The organism is Streptomyces sp. YIM 130001 (assembly GCF_003574445.1).
Taxonomy (GTDB): Bacteria; Actinomycetota; Actinomycetes; order Streptomycetales; family Streptomycetaceae; genus Streptomyces.
This window is the reverse complement of sequence record NZ_KZ984557.1, coordinates 18,329-44,826: the sequence shown is the minus strand read 5'-3', so window position 1 is coordinate 44,826 and position 26,498 is coordinate 18,329. Positions and strand designations below refer to the sequence as shown.

General features: G+C 71.3%; 25 protein-coding genes. 13 read left to right on the top strand and 12 right to left on the bottom strand.

Annotation, left to right across the window (positions count from 1 at the left end; all coding sequences use genetic code 11):
- The first annotated feature begins 79 nt into the window (after window positions 1–79).
- The gene (locus DSC45_RS18805; RefSeq protein WP_119292463.1) at window positions 80–787 is read left to right on the top strand and encodes a TetR/AcrR family transcriptional regulator; all 708 of its coding nucleotides are present in this window, start codon (window positions 80–82) and stop codon (window positions 785–787) included.
- A 211-nt stretch (window positions 788–998) separates the two neighbouring features.
- Entirely contained in the window at window positions 999–1,658 is a 660-nt protein-coding gene (locus tag DSC45_RS18800; protein WP_162929276.1) for a DUF998 domain-containing protein, read from the top strand.
- 34 nt (window positions 1,659–1,692) lie between these two features.
- Here the strand turns inward: DSC45_RS18800 and DSC45_RS18795 are convergent, their stop codons facing one another.
- Window positions 1,693–1,872 (bottom strand): hypothetical protein, encoded by a 180-nt coding sequence (locus DSC45_RS18795; protein ID WP_119292460.1) that lies wholly within the window; start codon window positions 1,870–1,872, stop codon window positions 1,693–1,695.
- Between the two features lie 118 nt (window positions 1,873–1,990).
- Here DSC45_RS18795 and DSC45_RS18790 point away from each other — a divergent pair, with 118 nt between their 5' ends.
- The gene (locus DSC45_RS18790) at window positions 1,991–2,638 is read left to right on the top strand and encodes a nucleotidyltransferase domain-containing protein (RefSeq protein ID WP_119292457.1); all 648 of its coding nucleotides are present in this window, start codon (window positions 1,991–1,993) and stop codon (window positions 2,636–2,638) included.
- 106 nt (window positions 2,639–2,744) lie between these two features.
- Here the strand turns inward: DSC45_RS18790 and DSC45_RS18785 are convergent, their stop codons facing one another.
- The 4 genes from DSC45_RS18785 to DSC45_RS18770 form a co-directional block, all read right to left on the bottom strand.
- Window positions 2,745–3,008 carry a Clp protease N-terminal domain-containing protein gene (locus tag DSC45_RS18785; protein ID WP_162929275.1) on the bottom strand — a complete coding sequence of 88 codons (264 nt, stop codon included), beginning with the start codon at window positions 3,006–3,008 and terminating at the stop codon, window positions 2,745–2,747.
- Window positions 3,009–3,123: 115 nt separating this feature from the next.
- Window positions 3,124–3,891, bottom strand: a complete 768-nt coding sequence (locus DSC45_RS18780; protein WP_119292452.1) for an alpha/beta fold hydrolase — start codon at window positions 3,889–3,891, stop codon at window positions 3,124–3,126.
- A 61-nt stretch (window positions 3,892–3,952) separates the two neighbouring features.
- Complete coding sequence (locus DSC45_RS18775; RefSeq protein WP_240434723.1) at window positions 3,953–4,801, bottom strand: phosphoenolpyruvate hydrolase family protein; 849 nt, start codon at window positions 4,799–4,801, stop codon at window positions 3,953–3,955.
- Window positions 4,798–6,054: a Tm-1-like ATP-binding domain-containing protein gene (locus DSC45_RS18770; RefSeq protein ID WP_119292450.1), complete on the bottom strand. Its 1,257-nt coding sequence runs from the start codon at window positions 6,052–6,054 to the stop codon at window positions 4,798–4,800. The genes DSC45_RS18775 and DSC45_RS18770 overlap by 4 nt, the downstream gene beginning before the upstream one ends.
- 278 nt (window positions 6,055–6,332) lie before the next feature.
- Here DSC45_RS18770 and DSC45_RS18765 point away from each other — a divergent pair, with 278 nt between their 5' ends.
- Window positions 6,333–7,736: an aminotransferase-like domain-containing protein gene (locus tag DSC45_RS18765; RefSeq protein ID WP_119292448.1), complete on the top strand. Its 1,404-nt coding sequence runs from the start codon at window positions 6,333–6,335 to the stop codon at window positions 7,734–7,736.
- A gap of 20 nt (window positions 7,737–7,756) precedes the next feature.
- Here the strand turns inward: DSC45_RS18765 and DSC45_RS18760 are convergent, their stop codons facing one another.
- On the bottom strand, window positions 7,757–9,064 hold the full coding sequence (locus DSC45_RS18760) for an alpha/beta hydrolase family protein (RefSeq protein ID WP_119292446.1): 1,308 nt from the start codon (window positions 9,062–9,064) through the stop codon (window positions 7,757–7,759).
- 198 nt (window positions 9,065–9,262) lie between these two features.
- Between DSC45_RS18760 and DSC45_RS18755 the strand changes: the two genes are divergently transcribed.
- Complete coding sequence (locus DSC45_RS18755; RefSeq protein ID WP_119292444.1) at window positions 9,263–9,964, top strand: formylglycine-generating enzyme family protein; 702 nt, start codon at window positions 9,263–9,265, stop codon at window positions 9,962–9,964.
- Between the two features lie 102 nt (window positions 9,965–10,066).
- On the opposite strand, the gene DSC45_RS18750 is transcribed toward DSC45_RS18755, so the two are convergent.
- Both DSC45_RS18750 and DSC45_RS18745 read right to left on the bottom strand, forming a co-directional pair.
- Window positions 10,067–10,540: a DUF5709 domain-containing protein gene (locus tag DSC45_RS18750; protein ID WP_119292443.1), complete on the bottom strand. Its 474-nt coding sequence runs from the start codon at window positions 10,538–10,540 to the stop codon at window positions 10,067–10,069.
- Window positions 10,541–10,893: 353 nt separating this feature from the next.
- Entirely contained in the window at window positions 10,894–11,346 is a 453-nt protein-coding gene (locus DSC45_RS18745) for a phospholipase (RefSeq protein WP_119292441.1), read from the bottom strand.
- Window positions 11,347–11,692: 346 nt separating this feature from the next.
- Between DSC45_RS18745 and DSC45_RS18740 the strand changes: the two genes are divergently transcribed.
- Together DSC45_RS18740 and DSC45_RS18735 are read left to right on the top strand one after the other, a co-directional pair.
- Complete coding sequence (locus DSC45_RS18740; protein ID WP_119292439.1) at window positions 11,693–12,367, top strand: ATP-dependent Clp protease proteolytic subunit; 675 nt, start codon at window positions 11,693–11,695, stop codon at window positions 12,365–12,367.
- A gap of 3 nt (window positions 12,368–12,370) precedes the next feature.
- Window positions 12,371–12,982, top strand: coding sequence for a ClpP family protease (locus DSC45_RS18735; RefSeq protein WP_119292437.1), 612 nt, complete (start codon window positions 12,371–12,373; stop codon window positions 12,980–12,982).
- Between the two features lie 63 nt (window positions 12,983–13,045).
- On the opposite strand, the gene DSC45_RS18730 is transcribed toward DSC45_RS18735, so the two are convergent.
- On the bottom strand, window positions 13,046–13,495 hold the full coding sequence (locus DSC45_RS18730) for a helix-turn-helix domain-containing protein (protein WP_119292435.1): 450 nt from the start codon (window positions 13,493–13,495) through the stop codon (window positions 13,046–13,048).
- Window positions 13,496–13,648: 153 nt separating this feature from the next.
- Between DSC45_RS18730 and DSC45_RS18725 the strand changes: the two genes are divergently transcribed.
- Window positions 13,649–14,533: a MerR family transcriptional regulator gene (locus tag DSC45_RS18725; protein WP_119292433.1), complete on the top strand. Its 885-nt coding sequence runs from the start codon at window positions 13,649–13,651 to the stop codon at window positions 14,531–14,533.
- A gap of 3 nt (window positions 14,534–14,536) precedes the next feature.
- Here the strand turns inward: DSC45_RS18725 and DSC45_RS18720 are convergent, their stop codons facing one another.
- Window positions 14,537–16,504 (bottom strand): glycosyltransferase family 87 protein, encoded by a 1,968-nt coding sequence (locus DSC45_RS18720; protein WP_119292431.1) that lies wholly within the window; start codon window positions 16,502–16,504, stop codon window positions 14,537–14,539.
- A 379-nt stretch (window positions 16,505–16,883) separates the two neighbouring features.
- Complete coding sequence (locus DSC45_RS18715; RefSeq protein WP_240434722.1) at window positions 16,884–19,184, bottom strand: D-alanyl-D-alanine carboxypeptidase family protein; 2,301 nt, start codon at window positions 19,182–19,184, stop codon at window positions 16,884–16,886.
- 943 nt (window positions 19,185–20,127) lie between these two features.
- Between DSC45_RS18715 and DSC45_RS18710 the strand changes: the two genes are divergently transcribed.
- From DSC45_RS18710 to DSC45_RS18700, 3 genes are all read left to right on the top strand, one after another.
- On the top strand, window positions 20,128–20,877 hold the full coding sequence (locus DSC45_RS18710; RefSeq protein WP_119292427.1) for a GOLPH3/VPS74 family protein: 750 nt from the start codon (window positions 20,128–20,130) through the stop codon (window positions 20,875–20,877).
- 408 nt (window positions 20,878–21,285) lie between these two features.
- On the top strand, window positions 21,286–22,143 hold the full coding sequence (locus DSC45_RS18705; RefSeq protein WP_119292425.1) for a helix-turn-helix domain-containing protein: 858 nt from the start codon (window positions 21,286–21,288) through the stop codon (window positions 22,141–22,143).
- Window positions 22,144–22,322: 179 nt separating this feature from the next.
- Window positions 22,323–22,532, top strand: coding sequence for a DUF397 domain-containing protein (locus DSC45_RS18700; RefSeq protein WP_119292423.1), 210 nt, complete (start codon window positions 22,323–22,325; stop codon window positions 22,530–22,532).
- Window positions 22,533–22,793: 261 nt separating this feature from the next.
- On the opposite strand, the gene DSC45_RS18695 is transcribed toward DSC45_RS18700, so the two are convergent.
- Window positions 22,794–23,648 (bottom strand): hypothetical protein, encoded by an 855-nt coding sequence (locus DSC45_RS18695; protein ID WP_119292421.1) that lies wholly within the window; start codon window positions 23,646–23,648, stop codon window positions 22,794–22,796.
- A 93-nt stretch (window positions 23,649–23,741) separates the two neighbouring features.
- Between DSC45_RS18695 and DSC45_RS18690 the strand changes: the two genes are divergently transcribed.
- Complete coding sequence (locus tag DSC45_RS18690; RefSeq protein WP_119292419.1) at window positions 23,742–24,527, top strand: SDR family oxidoreductase; 786 nt, start codon at window positions 23,742–23,744, stop codon at window positions 24,525–24,527.
- Between the two features lie 392 nt (window positions 24,528–24,919).
- The gene (locus DSC45_RS18685) at window positions 24,920–26,488 is read left to right on the top strand and encodes a sodium:solute symporter family protein (RefSeq protein ID WP_119292418.1); all 1,569 of its coding nucleotides are present in this window, start codon (window positions 24,920–24,922) and stop codon (window positions 26,486–26,488) included.
- The last annotated feature ends 10 nt before the right edge of the window (window positions 26,489–26,498 follow it).

The following is a 26,498-nucleotide window of genomic DNA, read 5'->3' as shown; positions in this document are numbered from 1 at the left end:
TTCGGCGATACAGTGACGCATTCGAGACACCGCCGCTGCGGGCACCGTGCCCGGCTCAGCCGGCAGCAGGAATCAGGGAGTGAGGGCCGGCGTGAGCAGTCCGCGTGAGCGCTACCGGGCGCAGACCCGCTCGGAGATCAAGGAGGCAGCCGTACGGCAGCTCGCCGCCGGAGGCGTCGAGAGCGTGGCGCTCCTGCGGATCGCCAAGGAGATCGGCATGTCCGGTCCGGCGCTGTACCGCTACTTCGCCAGCCGTGACGACCTCCTCGCGGAGCTGGTGCTCGATGCCTACCGGGGTGCAGCGCAGGCTGTCCACGCGGTGGACACCTCGGCGCGGGGTCGTACCGCCCTCCAGGCCCTGACCAGGGCGTATCGTGCGTGGGCCGTGGCGCATCCACACCTGTACCTGCTCATCCAGGGCACCCCCGTGGCGGGCTTCACGGCGCCGGCCGAGACGCTGTCGCAGGCGCGGGCGGTCCTGGGTCCGTTCCTGACCGTCTTCGCCGAGGGGCATCCGCCGGCCGCCGTGGAACCGCTGCTCGCGCAGCTGCGGACGTGGCTGGCCGACGAGCCGGAGGTGGCCACGTGGGTCGGCGAGTGGACGGACAGGTCCGCTTCCGATCCCGCGGCGGCCGTCGCACTGACCGGAGCCATGATGGCGTGGCCCCAGATGCACGGCACGGTGAGTCTGGAGGTCGCGGGCCAGTTCGCCGGCATGGGCCATGAGTCCGGCGCCCTCCTCGACGTACAGACAGGGCTACTGGCCGACACCTTCCGGCTCAACTGACCGCCGCTCTGCGGCAGTTGGCCGGCGACTACGGCCCGCCACCCGGCGCGGGCACATCAGCGGCACACCGGACCGCTCCTGAGCGGGGCCGCCCGGTACCGGACCTCGGGTTAGCCCTACCCCACGTCAGGGGGCTGGTCGGAGCGCCGTAGGGCACGGCCGACTGATTGGCTCGACCCGTACGAAATCAGACTGCGGGGGTGGCAAGAAGTTGAAGAGCCGGATCGGTCACACGGCATGGCTGGTGGGAGTGGCGCAGTTCTTCGTCGTCCACCTGATCGTCCAGTCGGCCTGGGCGCGGCCGTACAGCTGGGCGCGGAACAACGTCAGCGACCTGGGCAACGCGCACTGCGCCCTGCAGCCGGATCCTGAGCCCCGGTACATCTGCTCGCCCGAACACGCCCTGATGAACGTCTCGTTCGGGCTTCTCGGAACGCTGCTCATCGTCGGGGCCGCGCTCACGGGCGGCGCGCTGTGGCGGAAGCGGGCGGCCGCGACGGTGGCGAGGCTGCTGCTGGCGGGCGCAGGTGCGGGCTTCGTCCTGGTCGGGCTGGCTCCCGCCGATGTCGATGAGAATCAGCATCTCCTGGGAGCCCTGCTCATCATGGGGGCAGGCAATATCGGCCTGGTACTGGCGGGATTCGGCCTGACCGGCCGGATACCGGGGCCGCTGCGCCGACTGACCAGCACCCTGGGCGTCGTGGCCCTCACGGCCCTGTGCCTCTTCCTGTCCCACAGCTACCTCGGACTCGGCATGGGGGGCATGGAGCGGGTCGCTGCCTTCCCTCTCCTGGTGTGGGCGGGGGTCGTCGGAGCCTGCGGCCTGCTCGACAGGGCCGGCGTGCGGCGGGAGCCGGCCCGGGTTCCCTGACCGGCGGCGCCTCGGCCGCAGCGAACTCCAACTGCTAGGCGGCCTTTACCAGTTCGGATCGCACGGCTGCGGACCATGCCTCCACGAGCACCTGGTACTCCCTGCGCTGCGCGTCGTTCAGACGGCCGGCGGAAGTGGTCATCAGGGTGCGGATCTGCTCATTCAGGGCGGCGGCTGACCGTGCGGGAGTAGGGGGCGGAGGAGTGGAAGGCATACGTACAGACTAGGGGCCAGGACTGACAGTGACGCCCCTCCTGCGCAGAGGCGCCCCTCACACTCACGTGGACGGAAATCGGCGGCGGGCACGAGGAGTTGGAACGTACGGTCGCCCCATGGACGAGGCGATGCCGGACGGCGGGAAGCGGCTCGCCCCGGAGGAGATCGACGCCCGGTGGAGCGGTGCCTGGCATCCGCAGCAGGTCGCGGCGCGGCTCGCCGAGGTGCGGGCGCCCTGGTGCGTCGCGGCGGGGTGGGCGCTGGATCTGTTCCGAGGGGAGCAGACGCGTGCGCACGGGGATCTGGAGATCGCGATGCCCGCGGACGGCTTCCCGGAGGTACGGGACGCGTTCCCCGAGTACGTGTGGGACGCGGTCGGTTCGGGACTGATCTGGGAGGCTGCGGACGCCGAGGCCCTGGCGGCCACCCATCAGACCTGGCTCCGGGATCTGGGCGGCGGCGGGTACCTGCTCGATGTCTTCCGTGAGCCGCACGACGGCGGTACGTGGATCTGCCGGCGGGACGAGACGCTGCGCCTGCCGTACGACGCGGTCATCGAGCACACCAGGGACGGAATCCCCTACCTGGCACCGGAGTTGGTCCTGCTCTTCAAGGCGAAGGCGACCCGGCCGAAGGACCGGGCCGACTTCGAGGGGGTGCTGCCGCTCCTCGGACCCGCGCGGCGCAACCGCCTCGCTGAGTGGCTCGAGCGGGTACATCCGGGCCACGGGTGGCTGGCGGAAGTGGCCCGGTCGCAGAGCTGAGGTCCCGGCGAGGGGATCCGGCCGGTGTCAGGAGCAGAACTCCGCTTCCCACACCGCGTCTTCGGCTTCCTGGCCGCCCGGGCGGCGCCCGGCTGCCGACCGCCGCCTACTCGGGTCGTACGACCGTCCGGTGCGTGGGTGTGTTGTAGCCCGGCGACTCCATCACGTCCAGCAGGGCGGCGGACACGGCTGCCGGGTCGACGAGGGTCGCCATGACCTGGGTCGGGACGGCGTCCGGGTCGTCCAGGACGGCGAGCATCAGGTGTTCCGCACCCAGGTAGGAGTGCCCCATCTCCGTCGCCTTCCGGGCTGCCGCAGCGAGTATGTGCCGCGCTCTCGGTGTGGGCTGCGGTGCCGAGTCTTCCGTCATCTCCCGCTCCTCTTCGTGCACTCGGTGATCCGTGCGCGGTACGAGTTGCCCCGGGCGCGGTACGCATCGCTCCGGGCTCATGGAGGCCGAGGTCGGCCGGTCGGCCGGTCGGCCGCTACGAGCCGAGTGCCGCCGCCGTCGCCTCGGTGAACGCACCCGGGTTGTCGAGCATGATGTTGTGGCCGCAGTCCGGGACCGGTACGACTCGGACGCCCGCCGCCGTGAGGGCGTCGGCGCCGGGGAGCGGGCCGTCCGTCTCCGGCAGCAGGTAGGTGCGCGGGATCGGCAGGCCCAGGAGGAGTTCGCGCACGGTGGGGGTCGTGCCGCGGGCCAGGTGGACCGCGCTGCGGTACAGCGCCTCACGGCCCGTCAGGCGCGCGGTGGCCCACCAGTGTTCGCCCGCCGACTCGCGGAACTCCGCCCAGCCGCCGGCCAGGAAATCCCGCTCGGAGTACGCGGCGACACCGGCGCTGCCGCCTGCGCCCGGCGTGGGCGGCAGCGGGTCCAGATTGGCGTCGACGAGGACGAGGCGGGAGACGAGTCGCGGGTACCGGGAGGCCAGGACGACGGCCACCGAACCGCCCATGCTGTGGGCGACCAGCTCGGCGCCGGAGGCGCCGGCCGCGGTCAGCGCCTCGGCGAGGGCGTCGGCGTGCGAGTCGAGGGTGTAGTCGAAGTGCTCGGGCCGGTCACTGAGACCGTGCCCGAGGAGATCGACCAGGAGCGAACGGCGCCCGGCGAGCCGCGCGTCGACCGCGACCTCGGTGAAGTACGCGGGCGAGGAGGCGCCCAGGCCGTGCACGTACACGCGGGGCGGTTCCTGCCCGGGGAGTTCGACCCACCGGATCCGGTCGCCCTCGGACGTCACGACGGCATCGCGCATGTCTGCTCCCTGTCACCGGCCGACTCGGGCGGCGTCATCCGTCTTCGCGGCCCCGCTCCCATCATCCCCCGCCCAGTCGCACTCCCTTGAACGCCTCCGTCTGTTCGCGGATGGCGCGTTCTGCGGGGAGTCGCTCGATGGAGGAGGCGCCGAAGAAGCCGACGATGCCCTCGGTGTGCTCCAGGACGTAGGCGGCGTCGGCCGGTTCGGCGATGGGGCCGCCGTGGCAGAGCACCAGGAGGTCGGGGTTGACCCGCTTCGCGGCGTCGTGCATCGCCTGCACCGCCTCTGCGGCCCCGTCCAGGGTGAGCGCGGTCCGGGCGCCGATGGTTCCGCTGGTGGTGAGTCCGACGTGCGGGACGAGCACGTCTGCGCCGGCGCGGGCCATGTCGGCGGCCTGGTCGGGGTCGAACACGTAGGGAGCAGTGAGGAGTTCGCGCTCGTGCGCCTGGCGGATCATGTCGACCTCGAGGCCGTAGCCCATCCCGGTCTCCTCGATGTTCTGCCGGAACGTGCCGTCGTACAGGCCCACCGTCGGGAAGTTCTGCACTCCGGTGAAGCCCATCCGCGACAGGTCGTCGAGGAACGGGCCCATCAGGCGGAACGGATCGGTGCCGTTGACGCCCGCGAGGACCGGGGTGTCCTTGACGACGGGGAGCACCTCGGCGGCCATCTCGACCACGACCGCGTTCGCGTCGCCGTACGGCAGGAGACCGGCGAGGGAGCCGCGGCCGGCCATCCGATAGCGGCCCGAGTTGTAGATGATGATCAGGTCGATGCCGCCCGCCTCGGCCGCCTTCGCGGACAGGCCGGTGCCCGCGCCGCCGCCGATCACCGGGTGCCCGGCGGTCACGGTCGCCCGCAGTCGCTGCAGGGCCTGCTCCCGGCTCATGCCCGTGGTGCCCGTCATGACGCGTCGTCCTCCTCGGTGAAGCTGATCAGGCGGTGCAGCTCTTCGGCCGCCGCCCGCCCGAATCCTGGGTCGTTGATCGCCGCGTCCAGTTCGTGGAGCTCGACGCCGCTGCCCTTGACCGCGTTCCGTACGGCGCGGAACAGGGCCTCGTCGGCCTCCGCGTCCCGGAACGGACCGCCGTCCACGTCGACCGCGGACACCCCGCGCAGCGGCAGAAAGACGGCGGACGGTCCGCCGCCCGCGGTGACCTTCGCGCCGAGCAGGCGGCCCAGCTCGGCCATCTCGGCGGGGGTGGTGCGCATCAGGGTCACGGTGGGGTTGTGCGGCAGCAGGTCGCGGCCGGCGAACCGGTCCGGAACGGTGTCCTGCGGGCCGAAGTTGACCATGTCGAGGGCGCCGACGCTGACCACCTGGGGTACGCCCCGTCGGGAGGCCGCGGTCAGGCGGTCGGGGCCTGCGCTGAGGACTCCGCCGACGAGTTCGTCCGCGAGTTCGGTGGTGGTCAGGTCGAGCACGCCGGCGATCAGGCCGGAGGAGACCAGCTTCTCCATCGCCCGGCCGCCCGCGCCGGTGGCATGGAACACGAGGGTCTCGTAGCCGAGTTCGTCGAGCGCCTGGCGGGCCTCGTCGGCCGCGGGCGTGGTGACGCCGAACATCGTGACCGCGACGGCGCGTGCCGGGACCCCTGATCCCGTACGCGCCGCCGCGGCCCTCCTGCGGTGGTACGCCTGCGCCATGCCGGCCGCCGCCGCGGCCGCGTTGCCCAGTACCTGTTCCGATACCGAGTTGACGCCGGCGATGTCGACCACCGAGTACATGAGGGTGGTGTCCGTCTCGCCCACGTAGGGGCGCACGTCGCCACTGGCCATGGTGGAGACCAGGAGCTTGGGGAAGCCGACGGGGAGCGCCTGCAGGGCGGCCGCGGCGACCGACGATCCGCTGGAGCCGCCGACGGCGAGGAATCCCTGGATGACGTCGCGGGCGCAGAGGCGGCGCACGACATGTGCGGCGCCGTCGGCCATCGCCTCCATCATCGCTCCGCGGTCGTGCCGGTCCTGGAGTCTGCCCAGGTCGGCGCCTGCCGCGGTGGCCACCTCGGCCGCGGTGACGTCGGCGATGCCCTTGGTGGAGTAGCCGCCGACGTCGACCAGGACCGTGTCCACTCCGGCCTCGTGCAGCCGGTCGCGGAGCCAGACGTATTCCTCGTGCTTGGTGTCGAACGTGCCGAGGAGACACACCGTTGCCGTCACCCGGACCTCCTTCGTGGGGCACGTGGCGCGCCGCCCGTGCGGACCTTGCGGTGCCGGGGTCTGTCCCGACGTAGCGATGTTCGTCGCGCGCCGGGCCCCTGGCCAGACCAATATGGCGTAATTGGACCAGTGGGCGGGGCTGTCACGAGGTCGGGCGGTAGCGGTTCGTTCCGCCGGAACGGTCGGCCGGCCCCGGAACCGTTCCGTACCCGCGGGCCGTTCAGCACGCGGGACCTCACCGGCCGCAGGCCGCCCGTACGAGCAGGGAGCGTGACGCGATGGCGCGCCAGATCTCGGCGCAGCAGCTGGCCCGCATGCTGGGGCCCTGGCGCGGCGCGGCCGACCGTCTGGACGAGGCGCTCGCGGCCGCCGTACGGGATCTGGTGGACGCGGCCCTGCTCCCGGAGGCCACCACGCTGCCCCCGCAGCGGCAGCTCGCGACGACCCTCGGGGTCTCGCGCGGCACGGTCTCCGCGGCGTACGACGCACTGGTCGCCGCCGACTACGCGGTGGCCCGGCAGGGCTCGGGCACCCAGCTGCACCGGCGGCACGCGGGCGAGGTGCCGGGCGGCGGACGGCTGTTCTCGCTGGCCGCGGGCGGCGAAGCGCAGGTCGATCTGTCCAGCGGCGCCCTGCCCGCCAGCGATCTGGTGGCGGACGCCTGGGCGGCGACCACCGCCCACGACCTGGCGCCCTATCTCCCGGCCGACGGCTACTTCCCGGCCGGCCTGCCGCCCCTGCGTACGGCGATCGCCCGGCAGCTGACCGCCGAGGGACATCCCACCGAACCCGGCCAGCTCCTGATCACCTCGGGCGCACAGCAGGCGGTGTGGCTGATCGCGCACACCCTGCTGTCACACGGCGACCGGATCGCGGTGGAGGACCCGACCTACCGGGGCGCCCTGGAGGCGTTCACGGGCGCGGGCCTGGCGCTGACCGGCGTGCGTACGACGTCGGCCGGGATCGACGCGGACCAGCTGCGGGCGCTGCGGCGCCGCGGGCACACGGCCCTGTACTGCCAGCCGGCCGTGCACAATCCGACCGGGCGGATCCTGGGCCCGCAGGCCCGCCGTGCCCTGGGCGCGCTGGTGGACGAGCTCGGCCTGCTGGCGGTGGAGGACTGCTCCTCGCGCGATCTGGTCCTCTCCGGCGGACCGTGTCCGGCGCGGGGCCTTGGCGGTCTGGTCGATCCGGACCGACTGGTGACGGTCGGCTCGACGTCCAAGCTGTTCTGGGGCGGGATCCGGGTGGGCTGGATCAGGGCTGCCGAACCCCTGGTCAGGAAGCTCACCCAGGCCAAGAAGGCGGTCGACCTGTCGACGTCCCTGCTCGACCAGATGCTGCTGCTCGACCTGATGCGGCACCTGGACCGCGCCCGCGCACTGCGCAACGCGATGCTGCGCGAGCGCCTCGACGCGGCCCACGCGCAGCTGAAGGCGGTGTTCCCGGACTGGCGCTGGGAGAACCCCCAGGGCGGTACGGGCCTGTGGGTGGACACCGGCCTGAACGCGGTGGAACTGGACGCCAGAGCCCGCACCGTGGGCATCAAACTCGCCCCGGGGCCCACGTTCTCGGTGTACGACGGCTTCACGACGTACCTGCGGCTGCCGGTCCGGCACGACGCGGGGCAGCTGGCGACGGCCCTCGTGGTGCTGCGGGATCTGGTGGCGGGTCGGCGGTAGCCCGCTCGGCTCGGGCCGCCTCACCGCCCCGCGCCGGCCAGTTCGCGGAACCAGTCGACGGTCGCTGCCGTCGCGGCCCGGCTGGAGCCGAGGTGGCGGGATCCGTCGTGGTCGACGGGCCCGAGGTCGACGACGGGGGCGTCGGCGCCGTTCGCCCGGAGCCCGGCACCGCACCAGTCGGTGTTCTCCACGACGGCCTGCTCGTCGCCGGTGGCCCGGTACAGGCGGGTGGGCATCCGCGGGGCCCAGTCCGTGCACACGGTGCCGGCCTCGCGCAGGACGTCGGCGAACCGTCCCGTGGGGTGCTCGATCAGGTCGAGGCCGCGTGCGGTGAGGAGTTGTCCGGGGGTGTCGGGCAGGGCGTCCATCATCTCCGGGCCGGTGTGGCTGCCGTCGAACAACTCCTCGACGATTCCCGCGTACTTGGCGTGGAACAGCGCGCCGGGATCGTCGTACACGCCGCCGTGCAGCCGCTGCACGGAGACCAGGATGTAGGCCGCGTACACCACCGCGTACTTGGGCGCGACGCGTTCGGGGTCCAGCGTCGCCGGGAGCTGGGTGCCGCCGAAGTCGTAGGCGCCGCTGACCGGTGCGAGTGCGCCCGCCCGGAACCAGCGGTCCTCGCCGGCCTGCAGCGCCCGGGCGAGCCCGAGGGCCGCGGACGCGCCCTGCGAGAAGCCGGTGACCATGACGTCCCGCTCCAGGGTGTGCCCGGTGCGCGGCGTGAAGGCGCGGGCCGCACGCAGCATGTCGAGCGAGGCCGAGGTCTCCGACGGGACGTCCATCCAGGGGTGGACTCCGGGGCCGGTGCCCATGCCGAGATAGTCGGGGGCGACCGCGGCGAAGCCGGCCGAGGCGTAACTGACGGGCGCGGCGCTGACGAATTCCGCGCGCTGCATCGAGGGCGCGTCGCTCGGGTGGACGCCGGTGCCGTGGGTGAACGACACGGCGTGCAGCGGGCCGTGGCCGCGCGGGGTGCGAGGCAGGGCGAGCAGGCCGCTGGCGGTCGTCGGGCGTCCGGCGGTGTCGACGGTCCGGTACACGAGGCGGTACGCGTCCACTCCGTGCCGGGCGACGGCCGGGTCGAAGCCCGCCTTCTTCAGTTCGGCGGCGGATTCGGTACGGCCGTCCAGGGTGTAGAGCCGCTCGGCGGACACGAGTGCGCCTCGGCCGGGGTGGTGGGGGTTGCCGGGGTGCCGGGGATCGCCGGACTGCCTTTGCTCGTCGGCGAGTCGAGGACTGGTGGCGGCGCTCGCCGCCATCACCGTCACGGGTGTTCCGAGCAGGAGCAGGGCGGCGCAGGAGGCGGCAACCAGCTTGCGGGACATGGATGTGGAGCTCCCTCGTGGGTCGACATCGGGTGATCGACAGGCTCCAATCCTGCGGTGCGCGCCGCGGCTGCACACTGGGGTGCTCGCCCGTCCTGGGGTGGGGGTGTCCACAGCCTCGTCAGGGGTGTCCGTCGGGGGCTCGGGGCGATCCGCGCCGGTGCGGGTCGCCCAGCCCGACGATGAGATCCTCCGGACATGGAATCGAGCGACCGGCACGCCACCCGCCCCACCCACGGCCTCGTCGCCGTCCCGGCGGGGCGGGTGACCCTGTCCGACCGCCGCACACAACGCAGTTGGGCGGTCGACCTCGCACCCTTCCGGCTCGGCGCGCTCCCGGTGACGCAGGACCTCTACGCCGCGCTCACCGGCCTGCACCCGAGCACGTCCGACGGTGACCGGCTCCCCGTCGAGAGCGTCTCCTGGTGGGACGCGGCCCGGTTCTGCAACTCCCTTTCCGAACAAGAGGAGTTGAGGCCCGCGTACCGGATCACGGCGGCGGCCGCCGACTCCGACGCCACCGTCACTCAGGACCCCGCCGCCGACGGGTACCGGCTGCCGACCGAGGCCGAGTGGGAGTACGCCTGCCGCGCCGGCACGGAAGGGCCGCGGTACGGGACGCTCGACGACATCGCCTGGCACCGCGGCAACTCGGGCGAGCGCCTCCGCGAGGCGGGCAGCAGATCACCCAACGCGTGGGGCCTGCACGACATGCTCGGCAACGTCTGGGAGTGGTGCTGGGACCGCTACGACCCCGAGGTCTACGGCGACTACCGGGTGCTGCGCGGTGGCGGCTGGTTCGACGAGCACTGGAGTTGCCGCGCCTCCGTGCGGCGCCGGAGCCACCCCACGTTCCGCGTCGACGACGTGGGCTTCCGCCTCGCCCGCTCGGGCGGCTGACGGCTCCCGGCTCCCGGCTCCCGGCTCCCGGCACACGGCACACGGCACACGGCACACGGCACACGGCACACGGCCGGCCTCGCCTCCGGATCACCGCCGGCGTCACGCATCCCCGATCACATGCACCGCCGCCTCCTCCGCGCTGGCCGCGCCCGCGTCGATCCCGACGTCGCGCGCGTCCAGGTCACGGGACGCGAAGTCGGGGTAGTCCTCATCGTCCAGACCGGCCGCATCGGCGACCAGGCGTCCTGCCCGGCGGTCGCCCACCTCGTCGTCGAGCGGTTCACCGTCCGTGTCCACGGCGTCGCCGATGCCGTCGCCGTCCAGCGGCGCCACGTCCGGGATCTCCTCGGCGAGACGCTGGTCGAGCGTCTCGCCCCGGGACCGTTCGGCCGCGGTGACTCCGGTGTGCTCGACGGCCAGCGGGCGGTCGGGCGGCACGTATCCCTGGTCGAGCGGGCTGCCGTCCAACGGTCCGTCGAGGGTGTCGGAGCCGTCCAGGAGACCGGCGTCGTCCTGCACCTCGCTGCCGTCGGGCTGGTAGACCTCGTCGCCCCACGTGGCGTTCTCGCTCATGCGGCACTCCTGACGGTGTCCGGCCCGTCCGGCCCCTGATTCCGGCCGCCGGGCGGCGTCTGTCCCGCCCGTCCCCGTACGTTCCGGGCCTCCCCCGTCCTTCCATGCTCCGCGACGAACAACCGGATCGCCACCGCGCGCACGGGACACCTCGGGGCACACGGCCCGTACGGCCACCCCGAGCTGTCCCCGGCGCCAGGACCGCGCCCCGCCCTCGGCCGACCCGCGGAACCCGCAGCGGCATGAGCACGACGCCCGCCCGTGAACGAAGAGGTCGAACGAAGAGCACGAACGAAGAGCGAAGCCTGCGAAGCCGCCCCGCCCGGCTCCGAGCGGGGCCGACGCCCCTGCACTCAGCCGAGGTTGGAGACAGCCTGGTAGTACGTCCAGGCGGTCGCGTTGCAAGTGCTGTACTTGGCACCGGAGTAGGCGTTGCAGACCCGCTTGAGGTCGGCGTGGAAGGCGTTGTCGAGGCGGGGCTTGTTCGCGTCGAAGGAGCCCGCCGCCTTGTAGTTGCGGTAGCCGAAGTCGTGCCGCGCGCAGGCGGTACTGAACGGGAAGCCGAGGGGGTTGTCGGGCGACGAAGTGCAGTAGTCCGTCGTCCAGTTGAACTCGTAGGCGGCCCAACTCCCCTGGTTTCCACTCGCATCGGCCCAGGCGCTGTACGAGCTCGCACTGGTCTGGGTCCACTGACTGAGCACCTGCGGCTTGTCGGCGGGGGCGGCCGACGCGGTACCGGACAGGCCCACGACGGCGGACAGGGCGGCGGCGGTCACGGCGAGCGGGGCAGCAAGGCGGCGGCGCATGGCGTCTCCTCGGAGTCGGCCCGCCGGTCCGTACCGACGGGGGCCGCTTCACTGTCCCGGACCTCCGCACGGCGCCACCAGACACTCGGGGTACTGATGGCGCACGGCCGACGGAATTCACTCCTTCGGCCCTCGCCGTATGCCCAACAGCCCCTGTTCCAGGGTTGTGTGACGACGCGTCGGCCCTGCCGTCCGATCACCGTTCGCCCTGCCCGGGGCCCCTTCTCCGTCCGCCTCTGCCCACGGCGAATCTGCCCACGGCCAAGAACCCTCACCGTCCGGCCCGTGCGGGCCGACAGTGGGAGGGAAGGCGGCGACCGGCGCCGCACCAGGACTGGGAGGACCAGTGGGAACGTACGACACGGCCCCCGCGGCGGGGCCCCACCGGCCGGCGGACACCGCTCCGCGCGCCGCAGGCGAATCAGCTGCCACCCGCTTCGACGATCAGCTGGCCGGGCAACTGCTCGCGCAGCGCATCGTGCTGCTCGGCACCGAGGTCAACGAGAGCTCCGCGAACCGGGTGTGCGGGCAGCTGCTCGTCCTCTCCGCCGAGGACCCGCGCACGGACATCTCCCTCTACATCAACAGCCCCGGCGGCTCCGTCAGCGCGGGCCTCGCCATCTACGACACGATGCGTCTGATCCCCAACGACGTCTCCACACTCGCCATGGGATTCGCCGCGAGCATGGGCCAGTTCCTGGTCACCGTCGGCACACCGGGCAAGCGCTTCGCGCTGCCGAACGCGCGCATCATGATGCACCAGCCGTCCTCCGGGATCGGCGGAGCGGCGGCCGACATCGCGATCCAGGCGGAGAACCTGGAGTTCACCAAGCAGACCATCGAGCGCATCACCGCCGAGCACACCGGCCAGAGCGAGGAGACCATCTCCCGCGACGGCGACCGCGACCGGTGGTTCACGGCGGAACAGGCCAAGGAGTACGGGATGGTCGACCGGGTCGTGGAGTCGCTCGACGACATCCGCCCGGCCACCTCCCGCCAGCGCATCGGACTGGGGGTCTGAGCCATGGGCCAGTACACGATTCCGAACGTCGTCGAGCGCACTCCGCAGGGTGAGCGGTCCTACGACGTGTTCAGCCGGCTCCTGTCGGAGCGCATCATCTTCCTCGGCACCGAGATCGACGACGGCGTGGCGAACGTCGTCATCGCCCAGCTCCTCCACCTCGAGTCCGCGAGCCCCGACACGGAGATCGCGATCTACCTCAACTCCCCTGGTGGATCGGTCACTTCACTGATGGCCATCTACGACACGATGACCTTCGTACGAGCACCGATCTCGACGTTCTGCGTCGGCCAGGCCGCATCGACGGCGGCGGTACTGCTCGCGGGCGGCGACCCGGGCCGTCGCTACATCCTGGACCACGCCCGCGTACTCCTCGGCCAGCCGGCGAGCAACGGCCAACAGGGCACGGTCTCGGACCTCACCGTGCAGGCCAAGGAAATGGGCCGCATCCGCTCCCAGATCGAGGAGGTCCTCTCCCACCACACCGGTCACGACGTGACTTCCCTCCGCACCGACATGGACCGCGACAAAATCTTCACCGCCCACGAAGCGGTCGCCTACGGCCTGGCCGACGAGGTCCTCACCCGACGCGGCGTCAGAGCGCTTGCGGCGTAGGGAAGTTCGACTGAACGGTCGCGCCTCGTAGGATCTCCAGAGGCTCGACCGTTCCGTCACCCCTCAAGCGGCCAGCCGTACCTCGCCCCGTCCCGAAGTCGCGCCCCGACTCGTGGTGGAGGTGGCGGGGGCCAGGTGGGAGACCGTGGAGGTGGGGCGGGTCGCCTCCGTCGTGGTGACCAAGTCGTCCCGCACCCGGGTCAGGAGTTCCGCCAGGCCGAAGCCCAGCGCCTGGGCCGCCGCGGCCAGTACCTCCGAGGAGGCTTCCTTGCGGCCGCGTTCCAGTTCGGAGAGGTAGGGCATGGAGATGCGGGCCGCCTCGGACACGTCCTTCAGGGTTCGGCCCTGGGCGAGTCGCTCGCGCCGCAGCACCTCCCCCACGACGTCCCGCCACAACGGCTCCCGGGCGGCAGGCGCGACGGGCGGCGCCGGCTCGGCGGCCGGAGCAGCCCTACCGGACTCGGCCGGGCGCAGTGGGATGACTCGGGCGTGGTTCCGCGCTTGGGTGGTCACCTCCTCAGCGTAGGAGTGCCCGCCCCGCCGCTGCAGCCCGAAGCCCTCTGCTGTCGGCGAAACACCCGCGCGAGCGGGCCCGCACCGTCCGGCCTTGACCTTGCCCCAGGGTCAAGGCGCACGGTCCTGGCCGCCGGGCGGATCCGCCGCCCGGTGACGGAGGATGAACCGGTGAACGACGCTGAGCTGCTGGCCATCGGGGCGTTCGCAGCCCGCGCCCGACTGTCACCCAAGGCCCTGCGGCTCTACGACCGGCGCGGCCTGCTGCCGCCGGCGCACGTCGACGGCCCCAGCGGTTACCGCCACTACCGCGCGAGCCAGGCCGAACGGGCCCGTCTCGTAGCCCAGTTGAGGCAGCTCGACATGCCGCTCGCGCTGATCGCCGAGGTCGTCGCGCTGCCGGGTCCGGAGGCTGCGGGGGCCCTGTCGGCGTACTGGGCGGGGGTCGAGGAACGTCTCGCCGGGCAGCGCGCGCTCGCCGACTACCTCCGTGGACGACTGAGTGGAAGGAGCTCGGACATGTACGGGAAGTTCACGGTCGAGACGACGGAGTCGCCGGAGCAGTTCGTGATCACGGAATCGCGGCACATCCTGGCGGACCACCTGCCGACGTTCATCCCGGAGTCACTCGGCCGCCTGGAGCGGGCCGCCGAGGAGCACTGCGGAGGGATCGCGGGGGTGCCGTTCATGGCGTACCACGCCGAGGTCAGCCAGGAGAGCGACGGTCCGGCGGAGAGCTGTGTGCCGGTCGCCGGCCCGGTCGCCGCCCGCGCCTGGGCCGAGGGGTACGGGCGCGGCGTACGGGCCAGGGCGGAGCCGGCGACGCGCCTCGCGTTCACCAGGATCACCAAGGCGCAGGTGGCGTACCCGCAGATCGGCCCCGCCTTCGAGGCGGTGGAGGAGTGGATCGCGCGCGAAGGGCTCGAGGTCGCCGGCCCGTGCCGCGAGATCTACTTCACCAACTGGCCGGCCACGGCTCCGGACGAGCCGGCCTGCGACATCGCCTTCCCGGTCAGGGAGCGCACCGTTCAGGGCTGACGGCTACGGCGCCGGTCGGCGCAGTTCCTCCGGGCAGGGGGTGCCGCGGGGCAGTTGATAGGGCGCGGCGAGGCGGTAGGTGCCGGAGTGCGGGGCGATGAGTTCCGTCCAGGTGTCGCCGACCTCGTCCTCCTCGGTCTCGGTGAGGCAGCCGTTGATGTTGTCGAACTCCTTGGGTGCCCGGTCGTCGTCGCGCTGCTTGGAGGCCTCGGTCTCCTGCGGCGGTTTCACGCCCTTGCCCTCGGCGTCGACCAGGCCGAGCCACGGCGAGTACGGGACGCGGACGAGCACCCGCCCGGGCGACTTGACCTCGATGGTCCACTCCCCCTGGTCGGCGCGCTGCACCGTGGCCGGCGGGTCCGCGAGCGGCTGCGGCTCGCTGACCTCGAAGAGCTTCCAGTTGCTGTCGCCCCAGATCTGCTTCAGATAGGGCTGGCCGTTCGACACGAGTTCGCGCTCGCGCTCGCCGCCGTCGCCGTCGGGCGCCTCGCGGGGCAGGACGATGTAGTGCACGGCCCAGCGCATCAGCCACTCACGGTAGTTGGCCGAATTCAGGGTGTCGTCGTAGAAGAGCGGGTTGCGTTCCATGTCGGCCTGCCGGTTCCAGCCGCGGGCCAGGTTCACGTACGGGGCGAGCGCGGAGGCCTCGCGGTGGCTGCGGGCCGGCACGACCTCGACACGGCCCTTGTCGGCGCCGGTCTTCTGCAGCTCGTTCACGAGCGGCGCCAGCTCGCGGGTCCAGGACGCGGCGGGCGTGGTGTGGACGACGTCGTTGGCGGACTTGATGCCGATCCACAGGTTGATGCCGACGACCGACAGCACGACGGCGTACCACTTGCGGCTGCGCGGCACGGTGAACGGCAGTGCGGCGAGCAGCACCACACCGGCCACCAGCATGGGCAGGCGCGTGATGTTGGACCCGATCTGCGAGTCGACCGCCGTCGCGAGGACGGTGCCGACGACGTAGATGCCGGAGGTCAGTCGCACGGTGCGCCAGTCGTGCGGCACCAGGACGTAGACCAGAACACCGGAGATCACGGGCAGGCTGGCCGACCCGATACTCATCGGCTGCGTACCGGAGAACGGGAAGAGCCAGGCCGACAGACCGACCACGGCGACCGGTGCGAGCCCGAGCGCGTACGCACCCGGCCGCCTGCCCTGGAAGAAGAGTGCGGCTGCGACGAGTCCGGTGAACAGGCCCGCGACGGGGCTGGCCGCGGTGGCGAGCCCGGCGAGCGGTGCGGCGACCGCGGCCTTCGCCCACCGGCGGGTGCGCCAGCGGTGCGGCCAGCAGAACACCGCGGCCACCGCCGCGAGCCCGAACGCGGTGCCGAGGCCGAAGGTGACCCGCCCCGACACCGCGTTGCAGAACAGCGCGAAGACCCCGGCCAGCGACGCCGGCAGCGGATTCCGCACGACCCGGCTGCGCATCAGCAGCAGCGCGATCAGCCCGGCCGACGCCGTCCCCGCGAGCATCATCGTGGTCCGCACCCCGAGCACATGCATCAGGTACGGGGACACGACGCTGTACGAGACGGGGTGCATACCGCCGTACCAGGCGAGGTTGTACGCGGAGTCCGGGTGCCGTCCGACGAACTCCGCCCAGGCGTCCTGCGCGGCGAGGTCGCCGCCGCTGTTCGCGAAGGTGAAGAACCAGACGAGGTGCAGCACGGCTGCGGTGACCGAGGCGATCAGGACGGGGTGGCGCAGGGCGCGGCCGAGCCGGCCCGGCCGGCCGGGCACGGAGTCGGCCGCGGGGGCCGGTTCGGCGTTGCGCTGGCCCGGGACTCGGGGTGCCGCGGCCTCGGTGCTCGTGGGCTCGGTGGTCGTGGCCTCGGTGCTCGTGGGCTCGTCGGCTGCCGCGGCTGTGGTCCCGGTGGCCGTCTCCGGCCGGCCCGAGGTCTCCGGCCGGCTCGTGTTCGCGCCCGGGTCGGCGTCGTCATCCGCGCGCGTCGGCCCCGCAGTCGCCACTGATTGCTCCCCGTGTCGTCCCCGGCCGGTCCCAGCCGCCGGTTCTGTGCCGGTGTGTTCCGGGCGGGCGCCCGGTCGTCTCCGGTGCGCCGTCCCTCGCCGTCCGTACGTCCCGGCAGCCGGCCGGAACGTCGTCCGCCGGAACCGCGACCGTGCGCCCCCGACTTCGTCTCCGACGGCACGCAACGCCTCGTACCGTCCGATTCCGGCGACGCTAGCACGCGGCGCACCCGGGTGGCCCGCCGGTTCTTCACCAGGGGTTCCGCACAGGGCGGGCGTACCCGGCGTACGGGCCGGGGCGTACACCGCGTACCGCGTGCGGGCGGAACGACCGGTACCGGCGGACGGCCGGGCGTCGTCCGCCGGGTGGTGCCGGGTGTCAGATGATCCGGGTGATCTTGCTGCCGAATCCGGGCTCCGTCAGGTCGCCCTGGAGCGCGACCGGGACCTCCACGGCGTCGCCCGTACCGTCGCCGACGTTCAGGACGCCGACCTCGGTGCCGGCCTTCGCGGTGTGCGGGATCGCCTTTCCGTCGTCGGCCAGTTCGAGCTTCACGGTGAGGCCCGGCCAGCCGACCGCGGAGACGTCCTCGGTGGCGACGACCGGAGTCGTCCCGCCCAGACCGTCGTCCACCTCGCCGACGACATCGCCCTTCTTCACCACGGACTTGGACTCGAGCGCGTCCTGGGCGGCCTTCATCAGTACGTCGCCCGCGTCGAGCGCGCCCTTGAGGATGGACGGCGGCTCACCGGCCGCGGGCTGCCTGAGCACCGCGCCGACGACGGTCTGCGTGGTGCCGTCGATCTTCCGCTCGGCGGCGAAGAGCAGGTTGCCGAGTGCGGCGGTGGTGGTGCCCGTCTTGATGCCGACGACGCCGTTCATGGGTACGAGCTGGTTCCAGTTGGGCTGGCGCTTGTCGTTGATGTCCTTGTACTCCGGCAGCCTGACGATCTCCCGGAAGAGCTTGTCCTGCATCGCCTTCTTGCCCAGCTTCACCTGGTCGACGGCGGTCGAGACGGTGGACTTGTTCAGGCCCGACGGGTCGGTGTACGTCGTGTTCTTCATCCCGAGCTCGTCGGCCGTCTCGTTCATCTTCTTGACGAAGGCGTCCTCGGAACCGGCGTCCCAACGGGCAAGCTGCCGCGCGATGTTGTTCGCAGAAGCGATCATGATGGCCTTGATGGCCTCGTCCTTGGTGAGCCGCTGCCCCTTGGTCACGTCGACCGTGGACTCGCCCTCCTCGGACTTCTTCGCGTCGTCCTCGGCCTGCTGGTCCATCGGGATCGTGGCGCCTCCCGGGTGGTCGCGCAGGATGATGTACGCGGTCATCACCTTGGCCACGCTCGCGATCGGCACGGGCTTCTGGTCGCCCGAACTGCCGAACGTCCCGAGCCCGTCGACGTCCATCGCGCCCTGACCGTTCTCGGGCCACGGCATCGACGGCTTGTCGCCCTCGAACGAGACGGTGTCGTTCGCGGTCAGACTCAACGTCGGCTCGGGCAGCGGGCGCAGCGTCTGCACCACACCGAAGACGATCACCAGCAGCGCGACGATGGGCGTCCAGATCTTGAACCGGCGCACGATCGTGCGCATCGGGGTCTCGGGCGGAGCCGGCTTGTTGGTCAGCTCGGCCAGCAGGTCCAGCGGCGGGAGCGGCGGCACCGGCTGCTGCGAGGTGCGCTCCGGGCCCATGTTGCCCACCGAGGCCGGGGCCTCCGCGGGCTGTTGGGGCGCGGCGGGCTCGGGCTTCTCGGGGGGCAGCGGCTTCGCGGCAGGCGGTTCGGTGGGAGTTCCGGTGGACTGCTGGGAACCGGGGGCGGCCTCGGCCCGCCCGTCGAGGGGCTTGAGCGCTACGAACTTGCTGGTGCGCTCGGAGGGGGACTCGCCCTTGCCGCGCTCGTCGCCCGCGGCTTCTTCGGTCTCGTCGGCCTGCTTGGCCTTGGGGTCCGAGTCGGGCTGGAACGTCTTGAAGACCGCGGTCGGCTGGTCGACGGGCGGCCGTACGGTCTTGAAGACCGCGGTGGCCTGGTCAACGGGGGCCGCCTCGCCGGAATTTGCTTCTGCAGCGTCCTCGGAGGGGCTGTCGGGCTCGGCAGCACCCTTGTCCGGCTCACCCGTTTCGTCGGGGGTGACTGCGGAGGGTGCGTCGGCCGGGGCGTCGGTGTCGGACTCCTTCGCGGGGGTGCCGGAGCCGGCGGACGCGGATGCCTGGGCGGCGTCGCCCTCGTCCGTCTCGTCGCCGGTCTCGGCCGCAGGCTCGTCCGCCGCGGCCTCGTCGGTGGCTGCGGGTGCGCCGGAAGCCACCGCCTCGTCGGAAGCCACGGCCTCGTCCGCGCCGGCACCCGGGTCGGCTTCCGGGACCGGCTTGTCGCCGGCGGAAGCGGCAGCCGCGGCTGCGGAGGCGTCCGCGCCCCCGCTCGCCCGGGCGTCGTCGGCCGAAGCCTCGTCGTCCGGCGTCGGGTCGGCACCCGCATCCACTTGCGAGCCCGCCTCGGCGTCACCGGCTGCGGCCGCCGGGGCCTCGCCGGGCTCCGGGGCCTCGCCCGCCGGGGAGTCCTCGTCGGCCGGCTTCCGCTCACCGGTCTCGCGCGCCGCGCTCTCGCCGGTGCCACCGTCCCGCTCGGCCGTGGCCGAGGAGTCGCCCGTACCACCACCGTCGGCGCCCTCGGCACCCTCCACCGGGGCCTCGTCCGCCGCCGCGGGGGTCTCGTCGCCGTCCGCCGGGTCCGCGGAGCTGTCGTCAGAGGTCGCTTCAGCCGCGCCGGCCTGCTCCGCGTCGCCCGAGCCCCCGTCGTCCGCCAGAGCCCCCTCTGCCGAGTCCTCGGCCCCCTCAGAGCCCGACGTGGCGACCCAGGCCGCGACGGCCGCCCGCAGACGCGCGTCCTCCGAGCCCTCCTCGGCACCGGAGCCGGCCTCACCCGCATCACTCGCATCACCCGTCGAGGGCGTCGCCGAGGAGTCCGCCGGCCCTGCTCCCGCGTCCGGAGCGTTCCCGGCTTCCGCGGAATCTCCAGCCTCCGAAGCGCGCGACTCGTCCGGGCCACCGGCAGCAGCGGCCTCCGAAACGCCAGGAGCACCGGAAGAGCCGGAGGAGCCGGAAGAGTCGGAAGAGTCGGAAGAGTCGGACGGCTCAGACGTATCGGAGGAATCAGCGGCCCCCGCACCCCCGGCGGAGCCCGAGGCGCCGCCCCCAAGCCCGCCACCGCGCGCCACCACGAGACGCGGGTCGAGGCGCGCGGCGGACTCGGGTTCGGGCGGGTTCGCGGGCGCCGACGGCGTTCCGGTCGAACGCCCGGCAGCGCTCCCGGCAGAGACCTCCGAAGAGCTCCCCGAAGACTGCTGCTGCTCCGACCTGTCGGGGGTCTCGCCCGCCACCGATGCCTCCTCGATTCCGTACTGCGCCCGCTCGCAAGCTGCTCGTTCGCTACATCCTGCGCCCTCGGGGAACCCCGAGGGCCTCAGCCGATGTCCGAAGCATGTACCAGTGTCCTGTGTGGGGGGTTGACCCCGGTGGTAGACGAGAACGACATACCTACCGGTTCCACAACGAACCGGTCACGCACTCTCGACAGACCATTGTGAGAGGGGTCACCCTGTCAGACATCCACGCGGGGAGGCATGGATGGGCAGGAGCCGCAGAACACTTCCGGAGGAGCTTCTGTTGCTCGCTCTGGACCCGACCACGGGTACCACAGCGCAGCCGCAGTCGCTCGACCTCGGTCTGGCCGGTGCACAGCTAGTAGAGCTGGCACTGGCCGGACGGATAGCCCCAGACGGGGATCGTATCGCCGTGGTGGCACCACGGCCGACAGGAGATCCGACCCTGGACTGTGCACTGGAGTTGCTGCGCAGGCGCGGCGCACCGGTGCGTGCAGTCCACTGGATCGGCGGGCCCCGACTGGGGTTGCGCCAGACGTATCTCTCGCATCTGGAGCGATGCGGCATGGTTCATGCCGTGGACGGCCAGATGTGCGGGGTACTGCCGACTACGCGCTACCAGGCGACGGAGACGGCGATCAGCCGGGAGATCAAGGCCCGGCTGGACAGTGCGATCCGTACCGGCGTTCCGCCGGACCCACGGACCGCGGCGCTCGCCGCGCTGGCCCATGCGGTCGGACTCGGCAAGCACCTCTATCCCGGGAACGAGGGGCGGTCATCGCGCTCCAGGCTCCGGGATCTGATCAGGCACGACCCCATGGGCGGACTCGTGGCACACGCCGTGATGGACGTCCAGAACGGTGTCGCGGCCCAGCCGCGGCGCGCCCCCGCCCCAGGTGGCGGACGGCAGCCGGCACAGGCGGCCGGTGCGGCGGAGCCCGGGAGGGTTCCGATGCAGCCGCACCGAGGATCAGTACGGGCCGCGGTCCACTGAACCACCGCTCCACACAGCACCACCGCACCGCAGCTTCACCCCCACCGCATCCCACGATCCGGTTCGGGAGCCGCTGAACGCGCGGGGTGGCGGGTCCGTCGTCCGGGACGACGCGCGGACCCGCCACCCCGCGCGTTCGCATGTGCACCACGCAGTCGGCGCATCCTCCGGTCACATCCGTGCATCCTCCGGTCGCAAAGGGGAGCGCGGACGGCGCTGTCGGGTCGCGCGGAGAACACAACTGGCCTCGCGGGCGCACATCCTGGGCCATTTCCCAGCGCTGCGTCACCAGTTGGTGGCAATCTGCTGAACAGCACATACGCATGAACAGTCGATACGCATGAACAGCCGATACGCAGAACGACAGGCCCGCACAACGTCAGGCCCGCAGCCGGAGGTGCACGTCCCGTGGCGTCCAACGTCAATCCCACCGTCAGGCGACGCCGTCTCGGCCAGGAACTGCGCCGGCTCCGCGAGTTGAAGGGAATGACGGCGGAGGAGGTCGCCGAGCGACTCCTCGTGTCGCAGTCGAAGATCAGCCGTCTGGAGAACGGCAGGCGCAGCATCAGTCAGCGCGACGTCCGTGATCTCTGCGGGGTCTACGAGGTCGAGGATCACCGCATCGTCGATTCGCTGATGCAGATGGCGAAGGATTCCCGGCAGCAGGGCTGGTGGCACGCGTTCGGCGATATTCCGTACAGCGTCTATATCGGTCTGGAAACCGACGCGGAATCACTGCGCGTGTACGAACCGCAGGTCGTCCCGGGCCTTCTCCAGACCCGCGCCTACGCCGAGGCATTGATCACCGGAGCGCTGCCGGAGACCGCGACCACGGACATCGAAAAGCGTGTGCAGGTGCGAGTGCGCCGCCAGGAGCGCATCAACGCGGAGGACTCTCCGCTGCGTCTGTGGGCCGTGCTCGACGAGGCGACGCTGCGCCGCGCGGTCGGCGGAAAGCAGGCGATGATCGAGCAGTTGGAGCACCTGGAGGCGATGTCGCAGCTGCCGCATGTGACGATCCAGGTGATGCCCTTCAGCATGGGGGCGCATCCGGGAGTCAACGGCCAGTACGCCATCCTTGAGTTCCCGGACGCCGCGGATTCGAGCGTGGTCTACATCGAAGGCGTCACGAGTGATCTTTACCTGGAGAAAGCGAATGACGTACAGAAATACAGCGTCATGTACGAGCATCTCCGGGCACAGGCGTTGAACGTGGATCAAACCCGGCAATTCATCTCGGATACCGCCAAGGACTACGCACGCTGAAGGTCCGGGGAATTGGCCGGCGCACGGTACACGGTCCGCCCGCCAGAATGGAAGACTCCTCTGGTATATGCCATCCGGTCGAGTGAATGACTGCTTCCCGAGCCGATGTCGGCGAGTAGCGTCGATCACGCCAACACATTCGGTTGGTGAGCAACTCACGACTGGCAAGCGGAGCGAACATGGCAATTCATCAGGGCGCGACGGATACGTGGACCAAGTCTTCGTACTCGACGGGCAACGGCGCATGCGTAGAGGTCAAGTCTCCCGTGCAGCAAGCTATCGCGGTGCGGGACTCGAAGGTCGAGCAGGGGCCGGCACTCAACTTCGCCCCCGACTCATGGAACGTATTCGTCGGGCAAGTCAGCCGGGGGACGTTCGACCTCGTTTGATGCACGTGAGCAGAGAAGAGGCGGATGCCGCCGGACCGTTAGCCGAGTACGCACCCACGGGCGGGTACCCGACGCGTACGGCCCGTGCGTCGTACCGCGGAAACGCACGTCACGACACTCGTCACGACTGCACGTCACAACCGCACCTCACAACCGGACAGCGCAAGACCGTAGGGCCCTCTCGACTGGTTCGCCGTCCCGGCCGAGGGGGCTCGGCCTTTGCCCCACGCGCGGGCGGCCGCTCCCCAGGACGGCGCCCCTTCACCTGAGTTGATCGACGTAGCGGTCCGTCCCCGGCACGGTCGGGACGAACGGCGCCAGCAACTCCACCTTCCCGAGCCCGGATCCGGCCACCGCCTCCTCGCGTCCCGCGAAGTACTGCTCCCAGCACTCGCGCGGATCCGTGTCCAGGAACCAGAGCAGCGTGAGCCGGTCGTCCACGCCCTCCACCTGCTTCACGTACGACATCCGGTCGCCCGGCAGCGGCGTCGGCCGGAAGGCCACAACCATCGCCGCCGGACCGGCCGCGCTGCCACCCGGCGCGAGCACGCGCGGCAGCGCGCGCGAACGCAGCCACTCGAGCAACTCCTCGCGCTGCTCGGCTCCTTGGGCGTCCACCACCTCGAGTACCAGACCGGCGTAAGGGTGGTCCAGGGCGTGGAAGTCGCGCGGTCCGGCCGCCCCGTCGCGGTAGACGGTCGCCACGTGGTCCTGGAAGGCCGTGAAGACGTGGGTGCGGTCCTGATAGACCCGGGCGTCCCGGTTGAGGCGCTTGTTGATGCCGACGGTCCACCGCATGTGCTCGTCGTAGCGGCCCTCGGTGATCCAGTACGTGGAGAGGTAGCAGCCGGCCGTCACCGGCCGGGCGACCGCCGACTTCTCGGGCCTGCGCAGGAGTTGCAGTTCGCGAGTGGCGACCCAGCGCCGTCCGGCGAACATCCAGGGCATCGCCATCGCCCCGGCGTAGTAGTGGTCGTCCTCGTACCAGCGGTTGTACGCGTACTCGTGCCCCGGGTGCGGCTCCACCATGGTGATCAGTGCGTGCCCCGGGCGCACCCCGTAGGGTCCGACGGCCGCGAGTTCCGCGTAGGTCTCGCTCCGGGTGTCGTCGCTCATCGGCGCTCACTCCCCTTACGGCTCTTCCGTCCTGCGCCGTACGCCCCTACTCTGACGCACCGTCAGCAAATCCGCCAGGCTCCGGAGGCCCCCGTGACACTGCTCGAGGGGAAGACCGTGATCGTGACCGGTGTGGGCGCAGGCCTCGGCCAGGAGGTCGCCGCGGCCGTGGTGCGCGACGGCGGCCGGGCCGTGCTCGGCGCCCGCACCGCGGAGAACCTCGCCAAGACGGCGGCCGCCATCGACCCCGGCGGCGAGCGCACCGCCCACACCGCTACGGACATCACCGACGAGGAGCAGTGCCGGGCCCTCGCCGCACTGGCGGTCGAACGGTTCGGACGGATCGACGCCCTGGTCCAAGTCGCTGCCATGGACGGCTACTTCGGAGGTCTCGAGGATGCCGACTTCGCCACTTGGCAGCAGGTCGTCGACGTGAACCTGCTGGGTTCGCTGCGGATGACCCGGGCCTGCCTGCCCGCGCTCGCCGCACAGGGCGGCTCCGTCGTCCTGGTCGGCACCCAGTCCTCGGTCGCCGCGCCCACCCAGGTGAGCCAGGCGGCGTACGCGGCGTCGAAGGGCGCGCTCGTCTCGGCCATGTACTCACTGGCGCGTGAGCTCGGGCCGCGGCGCATCCGGGTCAACTCCGTGCAGCCCGGCTGGATGTGGGGCCCGCCCGTCGAGGCGTACGTACGTTTCACCGCGCACACCGAGCACGTTCCCGAATCGGAGGTGAAGGACCGTCTGACCGATCGAATGGCCCTGCCGGAGATGGCCACGGACGGCGATGTCGCCGACGCCTGCGCGTTCCTCAGCTCGGACCGCGCCCGCGCCATCACGGGCCAGTCACTGCTCGTCAACGCCGGCGAGATCATGAGGTAGCGGCCACCGCTCAGGGTCACGCCCCGACGTCCCGCCCCAACTCCCTTGTTCCTCTGCGTAGTTCAGCTACCAACACGCTCCTCGTCACGGCCGCGCGGGACCCGCATCCCACGCGGCCGTCTCTTGTGTCCGGTGTCTGGCGAAGTGCTTGCCCATCGTCCTTACGGGGCCGCGGGGCGGACAACCGGGCGGTAGGTCAAGAGACTGCAAAATCGTTCGCCTTACTGACCTCCGTTCACATCCCTGACCGCGCTATGTATTGACCGGCCGCCTCGGTGAGCGGTTCAATCCCCGAAGTCCCCGCTCCCGCACGGGGACACCGCCCTTGGAGCGACTGGCGAAGCGCCGAGCAAGTCACGGGAAGTTCACAAGGCGGACCCCTTGGAGGGGGAATGAACAGTCTCGACTGGGCCGTACTCATCGGCTACTTCGGCGTGATGGTCGCGATCGGCGTCTACTCCCACAAACGGGTCGACGACGTCAGTGACTTCTTCACCGCCGGCGGCCGGATGCCGTGGTGGCTGTCCGGCATCTCGCACCACATGTCCGGCTACAGCGCCGTCATGTTCACCGGCTACGCGGGCATCGCCTACACCTACGGCGTGACGTCCTTCGTCACCTGGTCGTTCCCCATCGCCCTCGGCATCGCCATCGGCGCCCAGCTGTTCGCGCCGCGCATCAACCGACTGCGCTCACGTCTGCACGTCGCCTCACCGCTCGAGTACCTCAAGAACCGCTACAACCTCAAGACCCAGCAGGCGCTCGCCTGGTCCGGGATGCTCCTGAAGATCGTGGACGTCGGCGCGAAGTGGGCGGCCATCGCCACGCTCCTCTCCGTCTTCACCGGCATGTCCCTCAACCAGGGCATCCTCATCACCGGCGTCATCACCGGCATCTACTGCACGATCGGCGGCCTGTGGGCCGACGCACTGACGGAGTTGGGGCAGTTCGTCATCCAACTCCTCGCCGGTGTCGCGATGCTGGTGGCCGTGATCGCGAAACTCGGACCGTTCGGCGGATTCTTCGGCGTATGGGACGAGCCGGCTCTGCAAGGACACGAGAAGCCGCTGGTGGGTCCGTACGGGACGGTGTTCCTGCTCGCGTTCCTCTTCATCAAGCTCTTCGAGTACAACGGCGGCATGCTCAACCAGGCCCAGCGCTACATGGCGACATCCAACGCCCGCGAGGCCACCCGCTCCGCGCGGCTCTCCGCGGTGCTGTGGCTGGTCTGGCCGCTGGTCCTCTTCTTCCCCATGTGGATGTCGCCGCTGCTCGTCGAGGCGCAGAAGCCCGACGGCTCCGACTCCTACGCCCTGATGACCGAACAGCTCCTGCCGCACGGCCTGTTGGGCCTCGTCATCGTCGGCTTCTTCTCGCACACGATGGCCATGTGCTCGTCCGACGCCAACGCCATCGCGGCCGTCTTCACCCGCGACGTCGCACCGGCGCTGTCCACCAAGGCACGCGAGTGGAGCGGCAGCAAGGGCCTGCTGATCGCACGGCTCACCACGGTGGTGTTCCTGGCCCTGTCGATGGCGGTGGCGACGCAGGTCAATTCACCCGCGTTCAAGGACATCATCACCGTCGTCATCAAGTGGGTGGCCGGCCTGATGGGGCCCATCGCGATCCCGATGATGCTGGGCCTGCTCCGGCCCTTCCGCCGCTGCGGCCCGACCGCCGCGCTCACCAGCTGGTCCATGGGTCTGCTGGCCTTCTGGCTGGTCAACTACCCGATCCACTGGCAGATCGACGGCGGCGTACCGCTCGAGTACCAGGTCTCCATCCCGCTCGCGGTCTCGCTGATCCTGTACATCGTGATCGGCTGGATCAAACCCGAGGACACCCCGGAACGGGACGCCCTCATCGAGAAGCTGAACACGGACGACGACTCGTCCGCGGCGGCTGTTCCGGCGCCGGCGAAGGCGGGGGACGATACCGCGGCTGCACGGGGGGACGACTGACACCGGCACG

Coding starts and splice junctions, on each gene's coding strand:
- DSC45_RS18795 (WP_119292460.1), bottom strand. CDS start 1,872: ATGCCTTCCACTCCTCCGCCCCCTACTCCCGCACGGTCAGCCGCCGCC.
- DSC45_RS18790 (WP_119292457.1), top strand. CDS start 1,991: ATGGACGAGGCGATGCCGGACGGCGGGAAGCGGCTCGCCCCGGAGGAG.
- DSC45_RS18785 (WP_162929275.1), bottom strand. CDS start 3,008: ATGACGGAAGACTCGGCACCGCAGCCCACACCGAGAGCGCGGCACATA.
- DSC45_RS18780 (WP_119292452.1), bottom strand. CDS start 3,891: ATGCGCGATGCCGTCGTGACGTCCGAGGGCGACCGGATCCGGTGGGTC.
- DSC45_RS18775 (WP_240434723.1), bottom strand. CDS start 4,801: ATGACGGGCACCACGGGCATGAGCCGGGAGCAGGCCCTGCAGCGACTG.
- DSC45_RS18765 (WP_119292448.1), top strand. CDS start 6,333: ATGGCGCGCCAGATCTCGGCGCAGCAGCTGGCCCGCATGCTGGGGCCC.
- DSC45_RS18760 (WP_119292446.1), bottom strand. CDS start 9,064: ATGTCCCGCAAGCTGGTTGCCGCCTCCTGCGCCGCCCTGCTCCTGCTC.
- DSC45_RS18755 (WP_119292444.1), top strand. CDS start 9,263: ATGGAATCGAGCGACCGGCACGCCACCCGCCCCACCCACGGCCTCGTC.
- DSC45_RS18750 (WP_119292443.1), bottom strand. CDS start 10,540: ATGAGCGAGAACGCCACGTGGGGCGACGAGGTCTACCAGCCCGACGGC.
- DSC45_RS18745 (WP_119292441.1), bottom strand. CDS start 11,346: ATGCGCCGCCGCCTTGCTGCCCCGCTCGCCGTGACCGCCGCCGCCCTG.
- DSC45_RS18735 (WP_119292437.1), top strand. CDS start 12,371: ATGGGCCAGTACACGATTCCGAACGTCGTCGAGCGCACTCCGCAGGGT.
- DSC45_RS18710 (WP_119292427.1), top strand. CDS start 20,128: ATGGGCAGGAGCCGCAGAACACTTCCGGAGGAGCTTCTGTTGCTCGCT.
- DSC45_RS18700 (WP_119292423.1), top strand. CDS start 22,323: ATGGCAATTCATCAGGGCGCGACGGATACGTGGACCAAGTCTTCGTAC.
- DSC45_RS18695 (WP_119292421.1), bottom strand. CDS start 23,648: ATGAGCGACGACACCCGGAGCGAGACCTACGCGGAACTCGCGGCCGTC.
- DSC45_RS18685 (WP_119292418.1), top strand. CDS start 24,920: ATGAACAGTCTCGACTGGGCCGTACTCATCGGCTACTTCGGCGTGATG.